The organism is Streptomyces sp. NPDC002004 (assembly GCF_053593975.1).
Genome location: NZ_JBSFDP010000001.1, coordinates 144,647 through 162,528, shown reverse-complemented (window position 1 = coordinate 162,528; position 17,882 = coordinate 144,647). Strand labels below are relative to the sequence as shown.

General features: G+C 71.1%; 12 protein-coding genes and 1 pseudogene. 11 read left to right on the top strand and 2 right to left on the bottom strand.

Annotated features, from left to right (window positions below; all coding sequences use genetic code 11):
- The first annotated feature begins 409 nt into the window (after positions 1-409).
- The 5 genes from tkt (at position 410) to ACWCP6_RS00625 (ending at position 8,336) form a co-directional block, all read left to right on the top strand.
- Positions 410-2,485 (top strand): transketolase, encoded by a 2,076-nt coding sequence (tkt, locus tag ACWCP6_RS00645; RefSeq protein ID WP_450930116.1) that lies wholly within the window; start codon positions 410-412, stop codon positions 2,483-2,485.
- Complete coding sequence (gene gnd / locus ACWCP6_RS00640) at positions 2,482-3,513, top strand: phosphogluconate dehydrogenase (NAD(+)-dependent, decarboxylating) (protein WP_450930115.1); 1,032 nt, start codon at positions 2,482-2,484, stop codon at positions 3,511-3,513. Before tkt ends, gnd begins: the two co-directional genes overlap by 4 nt.
- 3 nt (positions 3,514-3,516) lie before the next feature.
- Positions 3,517-4,974, top strand: coding sequence for a glucose-6-phosphate dehydrogenase (gene zwf, locus ACWCP6_RS00635; RefSeq protein WP_450930114.1), 1,458 nt, complete (start codon positions 3,517-3,519; stop codon positions 4,972-4,974).
- 249 nt (positions 4,975-5,223) lie between these two features.
- Entirely contained in the window at positions 5,224-5,967 is a 744-nt protein-coding gene (locus ACWCP6_RS00630) for an HAD family hydrolase (RefSeq protein ID WP_450930113.1), read from the top strand.
- The gene (locus tag ACWCP6_RS00625) at positions 5,964-8,336 is read left to right on the top strand and encodes a glycoside hydrolase family 65 protein (protein ID WP_450930112.1); all 2,373 of its coding nucleotides are present in this window, start codon (positions 5,964-5,966) and stop codon (positions 8,334-8,336) included. Before ACWCP6_RS00630 ends, ACWCP6_RS00625 begins: the two co-directional genes overlap by 4 nt.
- Before the next feature lie 136 nt (positions 8,337-8,472).
- On the opposite strand, the gene ACWCP6_RS00620 is transcribed toward ACWCP6_RS00625, so the two are convergent.
- Positions 8,473-9,714, bottom strand: coding sequence for a globin domain-containing protein (locus ACWCP6_RS00620; protein ID WP_450930111.1), 1,242 nt, complete (start codon positions 9,712-9,714; stop codon positions 8,473-8,475).
- Between the two features lie 353 nt (positions 9,715-10,067).
- On the opposite strand from ACWCP6_RS00620, the gene glnA reads away from it, so the two are divergent.
- The 3 genes and pseudogenes from glnA to ACWCP6_RS00605 all read left to right on the top strand — a co-directional run.
- Positions 10,068-11,429, top strand: coding sequence for a type I glutamate--ammonia ligase (glnA, locus tag ACWCP6_RS00615; RefSeq protein WP_450930110.1), 1,362 nt, complete (start codon positions 10,068-10,070; stop codon positions 11,427-11,429).
- Between the two features lie 450 nt (positions 11,430-11,879).
- Entirely contained in the window at positions 11,880-12,665 is a 786-nt protein-coding gene (locus tag ACWCP6_RS00610) for a hypothetical protein (RefSeq protein WP_450930109.1), read from the top strand.
- 233 nt (positions 12,666-12,898) lie between these two features.
- Positions 12,899-12,985: pseudogene (locus ACWCP6_RS00605) on the top strand (glutamine synthetase); the annotation flags it as partial.
- Positions 12,986-13,084: 99 nt separating this feature from the next.
- Here the strand turns inward: ACWCP6_RS00605 and ACWCP6_RS00600 are convergent.
- On the bottom strand, positions 13,085-14,509 hold the full coding sequence (locus tag ACWCP6_RS00600; protein WP_450930530.1) for a glycosyltransferase family 39 protein: 1,425 nt from the start codon (positions 14,507-14,509) through the stop codon (positions 13,085-13,087).
- Positions 14,510-15,033: 524 nt separating this feature from the next.
- On the opposite strand from ACWCP6_RS00600, the gene ACWCP6_RS00595 reads away from it, so the two are divergent.
- The 3 genes from ACWCP6_RS00595 to ACWCP6_RS00585 are packed head-to-tail and all read left to right on the top strand — an operon-like array spanning position 15,034 to position 17,839.
- Complete coding sequence (locus tag ACWCP6_RS00595) at positions 15,034-15,243, top strand: ferredoxin (protein ID WP_450930108.1); 210 nt, start codon at positions 15,034-15,036, stop codon at positions 15,241-15,243.
- Positions 15,233-16,600, top strand: coding sequence for an NAD(P)/FAD-dependent oxidoreductase (locus ACWCP6_RS00590; RefSeq protein ID WP_450930107.1), 1,368 nt, complete (start codon positions 15,233-15,235; stop codon positions 16,598-16,600). The genes ACWCP6_RS00595 and ACWCP6_RS00590 overlap by 11 nt, the downstream gene beginning before the upstream one ends.
- Positions 16,601-16,633: 33 nt before the next feature.
- Positions 16,634-17,839 carry a cytochrome P450 gene (locus ACWCP6_RS00585; protein ID WP_450930106.1) on the top strand — a complete coding sequence of 402 codons (1,206 nt, stop codon included), beginning with the start codon at positions 16,634-16,636 and terminating at the stop codon, positions 17,837-17,839.
- Positions 17,840-17,882: the final 43 nt, after the last annotated feature.

The following is a 17,882-nucleotide window of genomic DNA, read 5'->3' as shown; positions in this document are numbered from 1 at the left end:
TGCCCGGGACGGGCGGCCGGAGCGAGAACTCCGGCACCCGCCCGGGCGGCAACGGCCCGCGGACTTCCCCCGGGACGCCGGGGCGTCGGCTCTCGAGGACTTCCACCGGAAGTCCGGGTCGGCAGCCCCGCCGGGCACTTCCTGGGACGCCGGGGCGGCAGTCCCGGTGCGCTGCTCCCGGGACGCCGGGATGTTTCACCCGTACGGACGGGTCGTCGTGCCCGGACGCCCCCACGGCGCAAGCCCGTTCGGACCCCCGCACTGGTGCGGGCGCAGGCCCCGGCGCGGGCGGGCACCGGTCTCCTCATCGGCGGCGCGGCGGTCCTCCGCACGCCCGGCACGCGCATGCGCGGCCGCGAGGTGTGGCGTGTACTGGTCGCACCAGCGCTACCGAGATCGGGGACTGCCGATGACAGACCTGGACATCCTGTCGGTGAACACCATCCGGGGCCTGTGCATGGACGCCGTCCAGCAGGCCGAGTCCGGACACCCCGGCACCCCGATGGGCATCGCGCCGGTCGCCTACACGCTCTGGCAGCGCTTTCTGCGCTTCGATCCGAAGGACCCCATCTGGCCGAACCGGGACCGGTTCGTGCTCTCTGAGGGGCACGCGTCGGCGCTGCTGTGGTCCCTGCTGTACCTGACCGGGGTCCACTCGGTCGACCCGGACTACGAGGTGCTGGGACGCCCGGCGGTCACCCTCGACGACCTGAAGTCCTTCCGCCAGCTCGGCTCGCACTGCCCCGGCCATCCCGAGTACCGATGGACCAGCGGCGTCGAGACCACTACCGGCCCGCTCGGCCAGGGGGTGGCCACCTCCGTCGGGATGGCGATGGCAGGGCGGTGGCTCGCCGCCCGGTACAACCGCGAGGGGTACCCGCTCTTCGACTTCGACGTGTACGCGCTCGCCGGTGACGGCTGCATGATGGAGGGCATCGCCTCGGAGGCCGCCTCGCTCGCCGGGCACCACGGGCTGTCCAACCTGTGCTGGATCTACGACTCCAACCGGATCACCATCGAGGGCCACACCGACATCGCCTTCACGGAGGACGTCGCCGCACGGTTCCTCGCGTACGGCTGGAACGTGACCACGGTCGCCGACGCCAACGACCTCGATGCCGTCGCCCGGGCCCTGCACTCCTTCCGCGCCGAGGCCGAGCGCCCCACCCTGGTCCTGGTGCACAGCCACATCGGCTACGGCTCGCCCGTCGAGGACTCGCCGAAGGCCCACGGGTCACCCCTCGGACCCGACGGCGTACGGGCGGCCAAGCGCTTCTTCGGCCTGCCGGAGGACGAGACCTTCCACGTGTCCGACAGCGTCCGTGACGGGTTCGACCGGGGGATCGGCACGCGCGGTGCCGAACTGCGCTCCTCCTGGGAGAAGATGTTCGACTCCTACCGGGCCGCCTGGCCCGCCCTGGCCGACGAGGTCGAGCGCATGCAGCGCCGTGCCCTGCCGGACGACTGGGACGCCGAGCTGCCCGAGTTCCCGACCGACCCCAAGGGCCTGGCCACCAGGGATTCCTCGGGCCAGGTGCTCAACGCCCTCGCCCGGCGGATCCCCTGGCTCCTCGGCGGCTCCGCCGACCTGGCCCCGTCCACCAAGACCCGCCTCACCTTCGACGGTGCGGGCGACTTCCAGCCCGACGACACGTCCGGACGCAACCTCCACCTGGGCGTGCGCGAGCACGCCTCGGCCGCCGTGGTCAACGGAATGGCGCTGACCAAGCTGCGGCCGTACTGGTCGGGCTTCCTCATCTTCTCCGACTACGCCAAGGCGGCCATCAGGCTGTCCGCGCTGATGGAGATCCCGGCCGTGCACATCTTCACGCACGACTCCATCGGCGTCGGCGAGGACGGGCCCACGCACCAGCCGGTCGAACAGCTCGCCGGGCTGCGCGCGATGCCGGGACTGCTGGTCTTCCGGCCCGCCGACGCCGGCGAGGTCGTCGAGATGTGGCGGGTGGTCGCGCAGCTCCGCCACGAGCCGGCCGCGCTGGTCCTCTCCCGCCAGGCGCTGCCCACCCTGGACCGTTCGGTACTGGCCCCCGCGGCGGGCGTCGCACGCGGCGCCTACGTCCTGGCCGAAGCGCCCTCGGGTGCACCACAGGTGATCCTGCTGGCCACCGGATCCGAGGTGTCCCTGGCCCTCGCCGCGCGGGACGAACTCGCCGCCGAGGGCATCGGGGCCCGGGTGGTCAGCATGCCGTGCTGGGAGCTGTTCGACCGTCAGCCCCGCGCCTACCGCGACGAGGTGCTGCCGCCCGGGGTCACCGCACGGGTCGGCATCGAACAGGCGTCGACGTTCGGCTGGGACCGGTACGTGGGGGACCGGGGCACCCTCATCGGCATGCACACCTTCGGCGCATCGGCGCCGCTGAAGCAACTGCTCACGAAGTTCGGGTTCACACCGCAGCGGATCGCGCAGGCAGCGCGCGAGCTGGTGGCGGCCCGGGCGTCCGACGAAGGGGAAGGTCGACCGTGACCACTGACTCACCGATGCAGCTCGGCATGATCGGGCTCGGCCGCATGGGCGCCAACCTCGTGCGCCGTCTGATGCGGGACGGCCACACCTGTGTCGTCCACGACCTCGACCGGGCGGCCGTCAAGGAGCTGGAGAAGGAGGGGGCGACCGCTGCCTCCTCGCTGCAGGACTTCGTCGACAAGCTGGAGCAGCCGCGGAACATCTGGCTGATGGTGCCCGCCGGTGTGGTGCAGTCCCAGCTCGACGAGCTGACCGGGCTGCTGGACACCGGCGACACCGTGATCGACGGCGGGAACTCCTACTACCGGGACGACATCGCCCGCGCCCGGCAGCTCTCCGAACACGGCATCCACTACGTCGACTGCGGGACCTCCGGCGGGGTCTGGGGCCTGGAGCGCGGCTACTGCCTGATGATCGGCGGCGACGACGAGGCCGTCGCACGGCTCGATCCGATCTTCCGCACCATCGCGCCGGGACCCGGTACCGCCGAGCCCACCCCCAGCAGGACCCGGACCGACGGGACCGCGTCCCAGGGCTATCTGCACTGCGGTCCCAACGGCGCCGGCCACTTCGTGAAGATGGTCCACAACGGTGTCGAGTACGGGATGATGGCCGCCATCGCCGAGGGACTCAGCATCATCAAGCACGCCGACGCCGGACTGCACCAGCGGGACGTCGACGCCGAGACCGCCCCGCTGCGCGAACCCGAGGCCTACCAGTACGAGATCGACGTGGCCGAGGTCGCGGAGGTCTGGCGCCGCGGATCGGTGGTGAGCTCCTGGCTGGTCGACCTCGTCGCCGACGCGCTGGCCCGCTCGCCCGAGCTCGACACGTTCACGGGCCGGGTCTCGGACTCCGGCGAGGGCAGGTGGACGGTGCTCGCGGCGGTCGACGAGAGCGTGCCGGCGCCCGTCATCACCGCCTCGCTGATCCAGCGCTACGAATCGCGCGGCCTCGGCGAGTTCACCGACAAGGTGCTGTCCGCGATGCGCGGCGAATTCGGCGGTCACGCCGAGAAGGCGCGGTGAGCCGTGGCCGGCCGCACCCGGTCCGAGGGCCGCGACGAGGTCCCCGAGGACCACGTCATCGTGCTCTTCGGCGCCACCGGAGACCTCGCCCGGCGCAAACTCCTGCCGGGGCTCTTCCACCTCGCCAAGGCGGGCCTGCTGCCGCCCCGTTACCGCATCGTCGGCTCGGCGCCGTCCCGGGGAGCGCCCGACGACGAGGAGTTCCGCAAGCGGGCCCGGCAGGCGGTCGCGGAGTTCGGCCGGTCGAAGCCGGAGGGACGGCACTGGGAGGAGTTCGAGGACGCGCTGTCCTTCGGCGCGGCCGACCCCGACGACCCCGGACCGCTGCTGGCCGCCGTACGCAAGGCCGAACAGGCCGTCGGGGGAACGCCGCGGCGCCTGTTCCACCTCGCGGTGCCGCCCGTCGCGTTCTCCTCGGTCGTGGAGATGCTCGGCGCGACCGGCCTCGCCGAGGGCGGCCGCCTGATCGTGGAGAAGCCGTTCGGCACCGACCTCGCCTCGGCCCAGGCCCTCAACGCCACGATCCACTCCGTCTTCGACGAGTCCCGGGTCTTCCGCATCGACCACTTCCTCGGCAAGGAGTCCGTCGACAACATCCTCGCGCTCCGGTTCGCCAACGGGCTCTTCGAGCCGGTCTGGAACCGCGACCACATCAGCCATGTGCAGATCGACGTACCGGAGAAGATCGGAATCGAGGGCCGGGCCCAGTTCTTCGAGGGGACCGGCACCTTCCGGGACATGATCGTCACCCACCTCTTCCAGCTCCTCGGCTTCGTGGCGATGGAACCCCCGACCTCCCTCGCGGCACAGGCCCTGCGGGACGAGAAGGAGAAGGTCTTCCAGAGCATGAAGCCCCTGAACCCGGCGCATGTGGTCCGGGGCCAGTACGAGGGCTACCGCTCGGAACCGGGAGTCGACCCCCGCTCGGACACCGAGACGTTCGTCGCGCTGCGCGCCGAGCTCGACAACTGGCGGTGGGCCGGGGTGCCCTTCTACCTGCGCTCGGGCAAGTCGCTCGCCGAGGGACGGCACGTCGTGACGCTCGGCTTCCGGGAACCCGCGCTGCGGATGTTCCCGCTGGGCGCCCGCCACGGTTCCCAGGCCCGCAGCAACGAGCTGGTCATCGACTTCGACGACCCCGGCCGGATCGCCGCCCGCTTCCTGGTGAAACAGCCGGGCCCCTCCATGCGGCTGACCGAGACCCAGATGGTCTTCAGCTACGCCGAGTCCTTCAACACGATGTACGCCCTCGAGGGCTACGAACGCCTCATCCTCGACGCGATGCTGGGCGACCAGTCGCTCTTCACGCGCTCCGACGGGATCGAGCGGCTCTGGGAGGTGTCCACACCGCTGCTGGACGACCCGCCACCGGTCGAGCCCTACGCCCCCGGTTCCTGGGGGCCCGAACGGATCAACAAGCTTGTCGCACCGCACCACTGGAACCTGCCGGACCGCTTCTGAGGCGGAGCCCGGGCACCCGGCACGGCCGTCACACACGGTGCCGTCCGGCGCACCGGGCGCGTTCCCCCACCGGCGCACCCGCCCCGGGCCGTGGCGGGTGCGCCGACGCGGTGCCGTGCGGTGCGGGGCGGCCGACGGCCGCTCACGCTGCTCCGGACAGCAGCCGCGCATCCTCCCCCTGGGCTACCCGCACCGCGGCGGACGCGTCCTGCCGCCGCTACGGCGCCGCGCCCTCATACCCTCGGCGGCATGCTGGGGCTACCGGATCACGTCCGCACCTGTCTGTTCGACCTCGACGGCGTCCTCACGCGTACCGCAAAGGTGCACGCGGCCGCGTGGAAGGAGATGTTCGACGACTATCTGCGCGGGCGCGCCGAGCGGGAGGGCACCGCGTTCGTGCCGTTCGACGCCGTGCACGACTACGACGAGTACGTGGACGGGCGTCCGCGCGCGGACGGCGTCCGTACCTTCCTGGCGGCGCGCGGCATCACCCTGCCCGAGGGCACCCCGGACGACGGGCCGCGGACGGAGTCGGTGAACGGGCTGGGCAACCGCAAGAACGAACTGGTCCTGCGGAAGATCCGCGAGGAGGGCGTGGAGGCCTACGACGGCTCGGTGGCCTATGTGCACGCCGTCCGGGACGCCGGCATGCGGTGCGCCGTGGTCTCCTCCAGCGCCAACTGCCGTGACGTCCTCGCTGCCGCGGGCATCGAGGAGCTGTTCGACGAGCGCATCGACGGGGTCGTCGCCCAGGAGCAGCAGCTGCGCGGCAAGCCGGAACCGGACACCTATCTGGCCGCGGCCCGTGCCCTCGGCGCGGAGCCCGCCGCGGCGGCCGTCTTCGAGGACGCGCTGGCCGGCGTGGAGGCCGGACGGGCGGGACGGTTCGGTGTCGTCGTCGGTGTCGACCGGACCGGGCAGGCAGCCGAACTGCGCCGGCACGGCGCCGATCTGGTGGTGAGCGATCTCGCCGAACTGATGGAGCCGTCATGATCACTCATCCCAGCTACGCGGTCGAGCCGTGGTGCCTGCGCGAGACGGAGCTGAACCTCGACGTCCTCGCCCAGAGCGAGTCCGTCTTCGCCCTGGGCAACGGCCATGTCGGATGGCGCGGCAACCTGGACGAGGGCGAGCCCTACGGGCTGCCCGGCGCCTACCTCAACGGCGTCCACGAGACGCATCCGCTGCCGTACGCCGAGGCGGGATACGGATACCCGGAGTCCGGCGAGACCGTCATCAACGTCACCGACGGCAAGATCATCCGGCTGCTCGTCGACGATCACCCCTACGACCTGCGCTACGGCCGACTGACCGCGCACGAACGCGTACTGGACTTCCGCGCGGGCGTCCTGCGCCGCACCGCGGAGTGGACCTCGCCGGGCGGCAGCAGGGTGCGCATCACATCGGAGCGGCTGGTGTCGCTGACCCAGCGGGCCGTCGCCGCGATCTCCTACGAGGTGGAACCGCTCGACGGCCCGGCGACGCTGGCCGTGCAGTCCGAGCTGGTCGCGAACGAGGCGATGCCGGCCGAAGGCGGAGACCCGCGGGTCGCGGCAGCGATCGAGTCGCCGCTCGTGGCGGAGGAGGACTTCGCCCGGGACACCCGGCTGCGCCTGGTGCACCGGGTCAGGCGCAGCGGTCAGCGGGTCGCCGCCGCGGCCGACCACATCATCGAGGGCCCCGCGCACACCACCTGGTCGGCTGAGAGCGAGCCGGACGTCGGCCGTCTCACCGTCACCGCCGCGCTGGCCCCCGGGGAGCGGCTGCGGCTGGTGAAGTTCGTGGGCCACGGCTGGTCGGGGCAGCGCTCGCTGCCCGCCGTCCGCGACCAGGTCGACGGCGCCGTCGCGGCCGCACGGGACACGGGCTGGGAGGGGCTGCTCGCCGAACAGCGGGACTACCTGGACGCCTTCTGGTCCTGCGCGGACGTCGAGGTGGAGGGCGACGCGCAGATCCAGCAGGCCGTGCGGTTCGCGCTCTTCCACGTCCTCCAGGCGGCCGCCCGCGGCGAGGAGCGCGCGATCCCCGCCAAGGGGCTGACCGGCACGGGTTACGACGGACACTCCTTCTGGGACATCGAGTCCTTCGTCCTGCCCATGCTCACCTTCACGGCGCCGGGGGCCGTCGCCCCCGCTCTGCGCTGGCGGCACGCCACCCTGCCCGACGCGCGGGACCGGGCCCGTCAGCTGGGGCTGTCCGGGGCGGCGTTCCCCTGGCGGACCATCACCGGCGCCGAGTGCTCGGGCTACTGGCCCGCGGGCACGGCCGCCTTCCACGTCAACGCCGACATCGCGGACGCGGTGGTGCGCTATGTGAACGCCACCGGGGACGAGGAGTTCGATCGGGGGCCGGGACTGGAACTGCTGGTGGAGACCGCACGCCTGTGGCACTCGCTCGGCCACCACGACGCCGACGGCGTCTTCCACATCGACGGCGTCACGGGCCCCGACGAGTACAGCGCCATCGCCCGGGACAACCTCTACACCAACCTGATGGCCCGCCGGAATCTGGTGGCCGCCGCGGAGGCCTCGGCCCGCCATCCCGAACGGGCCGAGGCGCTGGGCGCGGACGACGAGGAGGCCGCCGCCTGGCGCGACGCGGCGTCGCGGATCGCGATGCCGTACAACGAGTCGCTGGGGGTGCACGAGCAGGCGAGCGGCTTCACCACCCAGCAGCACTGGGACTTCGACACGACGTCGCCGGAGCAGTACCCGCTGCTGCTGCACTTCCCCTACTTCGACCTCTACCGCAAGCAGGTCGTCAAGCAGGCGGACCTGGTCCTCGCCATGATGACCTGCGGCGACGCCTTCACGGCCGAGGAGAAGGCCCGCAACTTCGCCTACTACGAGCCGCTGACCGTGCGGGACTCCTCGCTGTCGGCCTGCTGCCAGTCCGTGATGGCGGCCGAGACGGGACACCTGCGGCTGTCCTACGCCTATCTGGGCGAGGCGGCCCTGATGGACCTCGACAACCTCGAGCACAACACCCGGGACGGGCTGCACATGGCGTCCCTCGCGGGCACCTGGTTCGCCCTGGTGTTCGGGCTCGGGGGCATGCGTCTGCACGGCGGTACGGGCGACCGGCTGGGCTTCGCGCCCCGGCTGCCCGAGCAGCTCGCCCGGCTGACCTTCACCGTCCTGGTACGGGGGCGCAGGCTGCGGGTGGACATCCGGCAGTCCGGGGCGCGCTACACCCTTCTGGAGGGCGACCCGCTGCACGTCCTGCACCACGGGGAGCAGCTCACCGTCACCCTGGCCGACCCTGCGGAGCGTCCGCTGCCGCCGGTCCCCGTGGCGCCGGAGCCGCAGCAGCCGCCGGGCAGGCACCCGGCCGACCGCCTGGCCCCGGAGCCCGCGGGCTGACGTGGGGCCCCGGGGTGCGGCTTCCGGGGCCGGAACCGGAGGGCGCAGGCTCCCGGGCCCGGGGGACGGGGCGGCACTCCCGGGCCCCAGGGGCCGGCCGCCCTGCTCCGGGGCCGGCCGACGGGCTTGCCGGTTCTCAGCCGTCCTGCCCCAGCCACAGGTCCGGGCCGAAGACCTCGTAGTGGATGTCGGCGGCCGGGACGCCCTGGGCGAGGAGCTGGGCGCGGACCGCGCGCATGAAGGGGACGGGGCCGCAGAGATAGGCGCGGGTGCCCGGCGGCACCTCCAGGCGCGACACGTCGGCGCGGCCGGTGCGGTCGGCGGGGTGGCCGGGGTCCGGCAGCTCGTACCAGAAGTGGGCGGAGCCGTCCGGGAGTTTGGCGGTGAGCTCCTCGTGCTCGGCGCGCAGTGCGTGGTCGGCGGGGGAGCGGTCGGCATGGACCACGGTCACCGGGGCGCGGTGGCCGGAGAGCGCCAGCTGCTCCAGCATCGCGATCATCGGGGTGACGCCGATCCCGGCGGAGGCCAGCAGGACCGGGGCGTCCGTGTCCGTCAGGACCAGGTCGCCGTAGGGCGCCGACAGGTGCAGTACGTCGCCCTCGCGGACGTGCGCGTGCAGATGACCGGAGACCTCGCCGTCCGGAGTGCGGGGGGCCGGGACCGGGCCGCCCCCGGCGCCCGGGGTGCCCGTACCCCCGCGGGCCCGCTTCACCGCGATGCGCCGCACCGGTGAGCCGGGCGCGGCGGCGAGGCTGTACTGGCGTATCTGCCGTGCGCCGTCGGGGAGTTGCACGCGGACCGAGACGTACTGGCCGGGGCGGAAGCCGGGTGCCGGGGCTCCGTCGGCGGGGCGCAGCTCGAAGGCCGCGACGTCCGGGGTGGGGTCGGTGCGGCTCAGGACCTCCCAGGGGCGCCAGTCGCCGCCGGCGGCGATGCCGCGTTCCGCGTACAGCCGGGCCTCGGCGGCGATGAGCGCGTTGGCCATCAGCCAGTAGACCTCGTCCCAGGCGGCGGCGACCTCCGGGGTGACCGCGTCGCCCAGCACCTCGCCGATCGCCGCGAAGAGATGACGGTGGACCGTCCCGTACTGCTCGGGCGCGATGCCCAGCGAGGCGTGCTTGTGGGCGATCCGCTCCAGCAGCGCGTCGGGCCGCTCGTCCGGCCGCTCCACCAGGAATCCGGCGAACGCGGCGATCGAGCCGGCGAGCGCCTGCCGCTGGGTGCCGGAGGCCTGGTTGCCCCGGTTGAAGAGGTCCCGAAGCAGCTCGGGACGGGCGGCGAACAGCCGCGCGTAGAAGCGCTCGGCGATGGTGCCGACGGCCGCGCCGACGACGGGGAGGGTGGCGCGCACGGTGGCGGCGGAGCGTTCGGACAGCACGGGGTCTCCTCGGTCCGTGGAGGGGCGTACGCATCCGGGTGAACCGGGTGGGGCGCGTCCGCAGGGGCAGGGAGGGACCCGTCCGGTGGGGCGGAAAGCACGGGTCCGGCGGATTCGTACGCTATTTAATATGCATCTGAGATACAAATTTGAGCACGATGCGGGATGCGGGGCGATCAGCAGGCAATATGGGCGTAGGAGCGGTACACCGAGGGGACCCGGGCGTCAGGGCCGAGGTCTGCGGGGGTCTGCAACGTCCCTGAAATCCTGTGGTGGGATGCTCATGTGCCCCCTAGGCCCCTCCGTGGCGTAGGAGCAGGCGGCCTGACCAGCAAGGATGGGTGGAAGTCGAGATGGATAAGCAGCAGGAATTCGTGCTCCGCACCCTTGAGGAGCGCGACATCCGGTTCGTACGCCTGTGGTTCACGGATGTGCTGGGCTTCCTGAAGTCGGTCGCGGTGGCCCCGGCCGAGCTCGAACAGGCCTTCGATGAAGGCATCGGCTTCGACGGCTCCGCGATCGAGGGCTTCGCCCGGGTGTACGAGTCGGACATGATCGCCAAGCCGGACCCCTCGACGTTCCAGGTCCTGCCGTGGCGCGCCGAGGCCCCGGGCACCGCGCGGATGTTCTGCGACATCCTGATGCCGGACGGCTCACCGTCCTTCGCCGACCCGCGTTACGTCCTCAAGCGGGCCCTCGCCAAGACCTCCGACCTCGGGTTCACCTTCTACACCCACCCCGAGATCGAGTTCTTCCTGCTGAAGGACAGGCCGCTGGACGGCTCGCGGCCGACCCCGGCCGACAACTCCGGCTACTTCGACCACACCCCGCAGAACGTCGGCATGGACTTCCGCCGCCAGGCCATCACCATGCTGGAGTCGATGGGCATCTCGGTCGAGTTCAGCCACCACGAGGGCGCCCCCGGCCAGCAGGAGATCGACCTTCGGTACGCCGACGCGCTGTCGACGGCCGACAACATCATGACGTTCCGCCTGGTCATGAAGCAGGTGGCGCTGGAGCAGGGCGTGCAGGCGACCTTCATGCCGAAGCCGTTCTCGGAGCACCCCGGTTCGGGCATGCACACGCATCTCTCCCTCTTCGAGGGCGACCGCAACGCGTTCTACGAGTCGGGTGCCGAGTACCAGCTCTCCAAGGTCGGCCGCTCCTTCATCGCGGGCCTGCTGCGGCACGCCGACGAGATCTCGGCCGTCACCAACCAGTGGGTCAACTCCTACAAGCGGATCTGGGGCGGCTCGGCCCGCGCCGCGGGCGCCGGCGGCGAGGCCCCCTCCTACATCTGCTGGGGCCACAACAACCGCTCGGCCCTGATCCGCGTCCCGATGTACAAGCCCGGCAAGACGGGCTCGGCCCGTGTCGAGGTCCGCTCCCTCGACTCCGGCGCCAACCCCTACCTCGCCTACGCCGTCCTCCTCGCCGCCGGCCTCAAGGGCATCGAGGAGGGCTACGAACTCCCGCCGGGCGCCGACGACGACGTGTGGGCCCTCAGCGACGGCGAACGCCGCGCGATGGGCATCGAGCCCCTCCCGCAGAACCTCGGCGAGGCCATCGCCCTGATGGAGCGCAGCGAACTCGTCGCCGAGACCCTCGGCGAGCACGTCTACGACTTCTTCCTGCGCAACAAGAAGCAGGAGTGGGAGGAGTACCGCTCCGAGGTCACGGCGTTCGAGCTGCGGAAGAACCTGCCGGTGCTGTAAAGCCTGGTCAGGTTCGTACCGCACCGCATCCGTTCCGTGGGGCCGACGGTCATGGACCGTCGGCCCCACGGATTCTCACCGCTCCTGAGCCGTCTCCGGGCCGTCCGGTGCTGATGAGAGCGCGCTAGCGACGGTGGCTGCCGGCTTTCGGCCTACTCCCGCCCTGGCGAATAGGTGTGGGGCTCGGGAGCCAGTGCGACCGAGCGCCCAGATCAGGCTGAGGAATTCCGCTACCCGGCGGTGGGCGCTGCCGAGCCGAAGCAGACGCGCCTCTCGGATCTGCGTCCCACACTCTCTTGGCTGTCTATGGCTGGACGGGGCCAGTCCTGTAGCCCATGGTTCGAAGCGGTACGGCAGCAGCGCGAGAGCTAGACAGCGAGGGAGGTGCACATGCCTCGCTTTGCCCGACGATTCCGGCGGCCGGGTGCGCCGCCCTCGAGTACTGAGCAGGTGTCCACCAGGGCAGCGGTCGCCAGTGCTTTCATCGCTGGCATATCCGCCATCGCTTCCACGGTTTCTGCGATTTATGGCGTCAACGCGTCGAGGGATCTCGGCGACGCACAGCGGCGGGATGCGGCTCAAGCTGCAATATCCCAATACGTGGTACAGATGAGCGAACTCGACCGTACAGGCGGATCTTCCCGTCGCAATGAAATTGTCGCGCTGGCTACTCAAGTAGACAGCCTGATCGCGCAATATGGTCAGAGTGAGCTACATCTGAGTGCTTCTACTTATCGGCTGGTAGGGCTATTCCTGACGCTTTCCACCACGGATCTTGAGCTCGCGGAGCGCATGGCCCGGGAATCATTGAAACTGTCCGCCCGAATGAAACCCGACGGCGCTGGCGGCCTGCATATGTCTGATCCATTAGAGGCACTACAGGCGCATCGCGTTATCGCCGATGTCGCTGCACAAAATCTGGACCTTGCCAAGATGGACAGAGAGTACGAGGCGGCCCTCGATATCACCGAATCAGAAGGAAAACGCAATCGATATATCAGGGTAGAAGCGCGTCGGTTCACACGCGTGTATTGGGCTCTGAGTGCAATGAAGCTTGTTGATGACTTAGGGAAACCGAATGCCGCGCAATGCCGTGAGGTGCGACGTCGCGCAGATGTGGCACGTGTAGATTTCGAGGCGTTGGGCAAGAACCCGGAGGTGGGTCGCCGGGCAAGACGGATCGAAAGTAATAGATGCTCGACCTGGCTTAATCTCGGCGCTCTGCAGAAGTATTGAATGCTTATCGCGCCTGGAGCCCTGACGGTCTTGGCCAACTGTGCAGAAGGCAACAGCTCCAGACGCCTGACCGGCTTTCCCGGCGTAGCGGGTCGGGCTCGGGCTCCCCGGGCCGTCTGTGGGCCGTCGAAGGGTGGCCCACCCCAGCGGCCGGCGGTGACCAGCAACGACCGCTTAACCCTTGGGTATTGCTGCGGCCACGTCTGTCGAGCGAAGTCACTGTTGCGCCGGACTTCCTGCGCAACAAGAAGCAGGAGTGGGAGGAGTACCGCTCCGAGGTCACGGCGTTCGAGCTGCGGAAGAACCTGCCGGTGCTGTAGGCGCGGCTCGCGGCCGGGTCTCCCGGGCGAACGGCAGCAGGGCCCACGGTCGGTGACCGTGGGCCCTGTTCTCGTGTCATGCGCTCGGCGGCCGCCGTGTCACTGCTTGGAGGACGCGCCGGCCTTCCGTGTCAGCAGTGCCACCGTCACGCCGGGGGCATGTCCCTTGCCGTAGCGCTGGTACTTCGCGCGCAGCGCGTCCGCCTGTTCCTGCGGGATCGCGTCCAGGGGGTCCCCTCGGTCGCCGGGCACCACCAGCCAGATGCGGCTCTCGCCCTTCAGGCACGTGGCCGGGTGCGGGCAGTAGGTCGGGAACAGGTCGTGGTTGTCCGCCGCAGAGGCCGTCAGAAAGACCTCCCGCATCTTCACGTCCCGCGGGAGGTAGTAACGGACGCCCTGGTCGAGCATCCACGCCGCCCCGTCACGGCTGAAGACCACCGCGTCCCCGGGCCGGTAGTACTTCATGACGGTCTGCGCCGCTGCCACGTAGTCCGTCGGCACGTCGTCGTCGTGCGAGTACTGATCCCTCAGCTTGTGCTGCTCCGGCAGCACGAGCAGAGCGATCGTGACGAAGGCCGCCACGACCGTCTTCCAGGACGCCGTCGCGGCGGCCAGGCCCGCCCCGGCCAGCACGGCCCAGGCCGGGAGGGTGATCAGGAGGTACTGGAAGCGGAAGTAGGAGATGTGCCCCTGGGACACCGCCCACAGCGTGAGCGGGGGCAGCACGGCCAGGCCGGCGCACAGCACGAAGGCGTCCCGGCGCTTCTTCGGTGCCGTCACGGCCAGCGCGATCACCGCTCCTGCGCACAGCGCCGACGCGAACAGCTTCGGCCAGATGCCGAGCAGATCCCCCGCGTCCGGGTGCGGGACGTACCAGAGCTGCCGTTGCACCTGCGAGCTGCCCGACAGCGCCAGCGGGGCCGCGCAGATCACACCGGCCATGGCCGCGAGACCGAAGCCGTCCAGTACCCCGCGCTCCTTCCGGTCCCGTACGGCCGTGGCGGCCAGGTGCCCGAGCAGGATGGTCAGCGAGAGCAGGTGCAGCACCCCGACGGCCGCCACGCAGAGCGCGTACGCCGCCCAGCGCCGTCGGCTGCGGGGTGCCTCCCAGGCCCGGAGCAGCAGGAACGTCGCCACGGCGGAGAGCAGCACCACCAGCGGGTAGCTGCGGGCCTCCTGGGCGTACCGGCTCACGGCCGGGACGAGGGCGAACAGCAGTCCGCCGTACATGCCGGCGGACCGGCCGAACAACCGCTGCCCGATCAGTGCCACCGCAGCGGCCGACCCCGCCATGGCCAGCGCCGAGGGCAGGCGCAGGGACTGAACGGAGTCGCCGAAGAGCGCGATCCACCAGTGCATCAGGAGGTAGTACGCGCCGTGGACCGAGTCGACGTTGTGCAGGGTGGCCATGATCTGCCCGAGGCCGCGTCGGGCCACGTCCCAGGTGACCAGCTCGTCGGTGTACAGCTGAGGGCTGCTGATCCGGAAGGCGCCGATGGCGAGGGTGACGAGGGCGGGCCACATCCACAAACCGGCTGATGCTCCGACGGGGGGTGGACGCATCTCCGCCGGACGGGCCTGCGCGTTCGGAGCGGGACGGGTGAGAGTCGCCATGGCACCGGCTTACCGGCTGCCGTGCGGCCCCGGGGCGGCCACACGGCCGTAGTCCCGGCTTTTCGCCCGATCGGGCCGCAGCCGTGCCGCGGCTCGGCGCGCACCGGGATTGCGTGCACCGACCGCCGTGGCCGGACGGGTGCACCGGTCGGCACGGACCGGACAGGTGCCCTGCATGGCTGGCGCCGCGTGGACGTGACGGGCGATGGTGCCGGCCAACGGGTCGGCCGGTGGGGGCAGTTCTTCCGGTCCGGTCATCACGGCGGTCCTCCCTTCCCGGGGAGTGCGAAGCGGGCAGATGCCGCGGGCCGGGCCGCCGAGCAGGGACGGCCGGCGGTCGTGAACCGTCGGCCCTCCGTCGTCCGGCGCGCGCATGGTCCCTCCGGGAGCTAGAAAGGAAGGGGAAGCCGGTGTGCCGGAGGGAGTGACCAGGGATGCAGATCGTGGTGGATCTCGCCCGTTGCCAGGGGTATGCGCAGTGCGTGTTCCTGGCGCCGGAGGTGTTCGAGCTGCATGGCGAGGAAGGGCTGCTGTACCACCCGGCTGTTCCCGACGGCCAGCGCGAACGCGTGCGTCAGGCCGCGGCGGCATGCCCGGTCCAGGCCATCCTGCTCGGCGAGGAGGTGAGCCCTGGTGCCCGGTGACCTTCAGGACGGCCGGATCGTCATCGTCGGCGCATCGCTGGCCGGGCTGAGGGCTGCCGAGAAGCTGCGCGAAGAGGGCTTCACCGGCTCCCTGACCATCGTCGGGGACGAGCTCCAGCCGCCCTACGACCGTCCCCCGTTGTCCAAGCAGGTGCTCCTCGGCAAGGTGCCGGCCAACTCCACCGGGCTGCCGATGCGCCGCGATCCGGAGGCGGAGTGGCGGCTGGGGGTGCGCGCCACCGGACTGGACACCGTCGAGAAGCGGGTGCGGCTGGCCGACGGGGAGTCGCTGCCCTACGACCGGGTGCTGATCGCCACCGGGACGCGTGCGCGGCCCTGGCCGAATCCGGAAGAGGCCGCACTGGACGGGGTGTTCACGCTGCGCACCAGTGACGACGCAGGACTCCTGGCCGAGCGGCTGGCGGCCGGGCCGCGCCGGGTGCTGGTGATCGGCGGGGGCTTCACCGGCTCGGAGATCGCCTCGGCCTGCCGGGAGCGGGGCCTGGACGTCACGGTTGCCGAACGCGGCCCCGCACCGCTGGTGGGCGCGCTCGGCGGGACGCTGGGGAGACTCGCCGCCGCCATGCAGCGCAACCACGGCGTGGACCTGCGCTGCGAGGTCACGGTCACCGCGCTGCGCGGCAACGGCCGCTTCACCGGCGCGGACCTCTCCGACGGCAGCCGGGTCGACGCAGATGTGTGCATCGTCGCCATGGGGGCGGTCCGCAACGTCGAATGGCTGGCGGATTCCGGGCTGGCCGCAGGCCCTCGCGGGGTCGCCTGCGACGCCGGGTGCCGCGCCTTCACCATGTACGGGATCGTCACCGACAGCGTCTTCGTGGCCGGAGACGTCTCGCGCTTCCCGCACCCGCTCTTCGACTACCAGCTGCTGTCGCTGGAGCACTGGCGCAACGCGGTGGAGCAGGCCGAGGTGGCCGCCCACAACATGGTCAGCCCGGAACCGCTGCGGCGCCCGCACCTTGCGGTCCCGGCGTTCTGGTCGAGCCAGTTCGGGCTCAACATCAAGTCCGTGGGTGTGCCCACCTTCTCGGACCAGGTCGTCATCGCCCAGGGCTCGCTCGAGGCGCGCCGCCTGGCGATGGTCTACGGCTTCCGGGGCCGTGTGACCGCCGCGGTCACCGTCGACATGGCCAAGTCGCTGGAGTACTACCAGAACCTGATCGAGACCGCCGCCCCCTTCCCGCCCGCGCCCGGCGCCTCGGACCGTCCGCCGGCGGCCGAAGTCCCGGTCCCCTCCGATGTGCCGGATCCGAGCGGGCTCTACCACGGCCCCACCGTCGCGCTCACCGGTCATCTGCCGGACCGCCGACTGGTCATGATGCGGCCCACCGGGTGACGCGTCGCCCCGCCCGTCCACGAGGAGTCCCCCATGACCGCCGACACCCTGCTGGAGCGGATCACCGACTACGCCAACCGCCCCGACCCCTGGCCGCTGTACGCGGAGCTGCGGGAGGCCGGGCCCGTGGTGCCGCAGCGGGACGGCAGCTACCTGGTCGGCACCTACCACGAGCTCGTCGCCCTGCTGCACGACCCGCGGATCAGTGTGGATCCCCGCAACCAGATCACCCCGCAGTCGCAGGCATCCGAAGAGGCACGGAGGCTGCCGTTCCTGCGGCTCGACGACCCCGAGCACCACAGACTGCGGACGATCGCCATGCGGCCGTTCGGCCCGCCGCACAGCCCCGGCCGGATGGACGCCATGCGGGGCGAGATCACCCGGATCACCGAGGAACTGATCGAGTCGATCCGGGACCGCGAGCAGATCGACATCGTGGACGACTTCGCCTACCCCCTGCCCGTCACCGTCATCTGCCGACTGCTCGGCGTCCCGCACGAGGACGAGCCGAAGTTCAGGGAATGGACCGACGTCCTCGTCGCGTCCGCCGACATCGGAGCCGGCGAGGGCAGCGAACAGCGGCAGAAGGCGGCCGTTCAGGCCCAGCAGGAGATGGGCCTGTACCTGCTGGGTCTCGCCGACCAGCGCCGCGGCCGTCCGGCGGACGACATGCTCTCCGCCTTCATCAACGAACCCGACCCCGCCCTGCGGCTGACCCCCGACGAACTGGCGGAAACGGCCATCCTCCTGCTCATCGCCGGACACGAGACCACGGTCAACCTGATCACCAACGGCGTCCTCACCCTGCTGCGCCGACCCGACCAGTTGGACCGGCTGCGCCGCGAACCCGAGCTGATGCCGCGCGCGGTGGAGGAACTCCTGCGTTACGAGCCCCCGGTCCACATGCGGGAGCGATTCCCTCTCGTCGACGTGGACTTCGCGGGGACCACCCTGCCCCGAGGCTCCACCGTGATCGTCGCGCTGGCATCGGGCAACCGTGACCCGAAGCGGTTCCACGACCCGGACGTGTTCGATCCCACCCGCCCGGACAACGAGCATCTCGGCTTCTGCAGCGGTGTCCACATCTGCTTCGGCGGACCGCTCGCCCGCCTCGAAGCCCAGACCGCACTCAGTGCGCTGCTTCCCCGCCTCGGCGCCGCGGCCCTGGTGCAGGACCCGCCCCCCTACCGGACCAACGCGATGCTCCGAGGCCCTCGCCACCTCCCCGTCACGTTCTGAACCACCTCCACGCGTGAGAGGCCGGAGCCGCGGGACGGGCCAG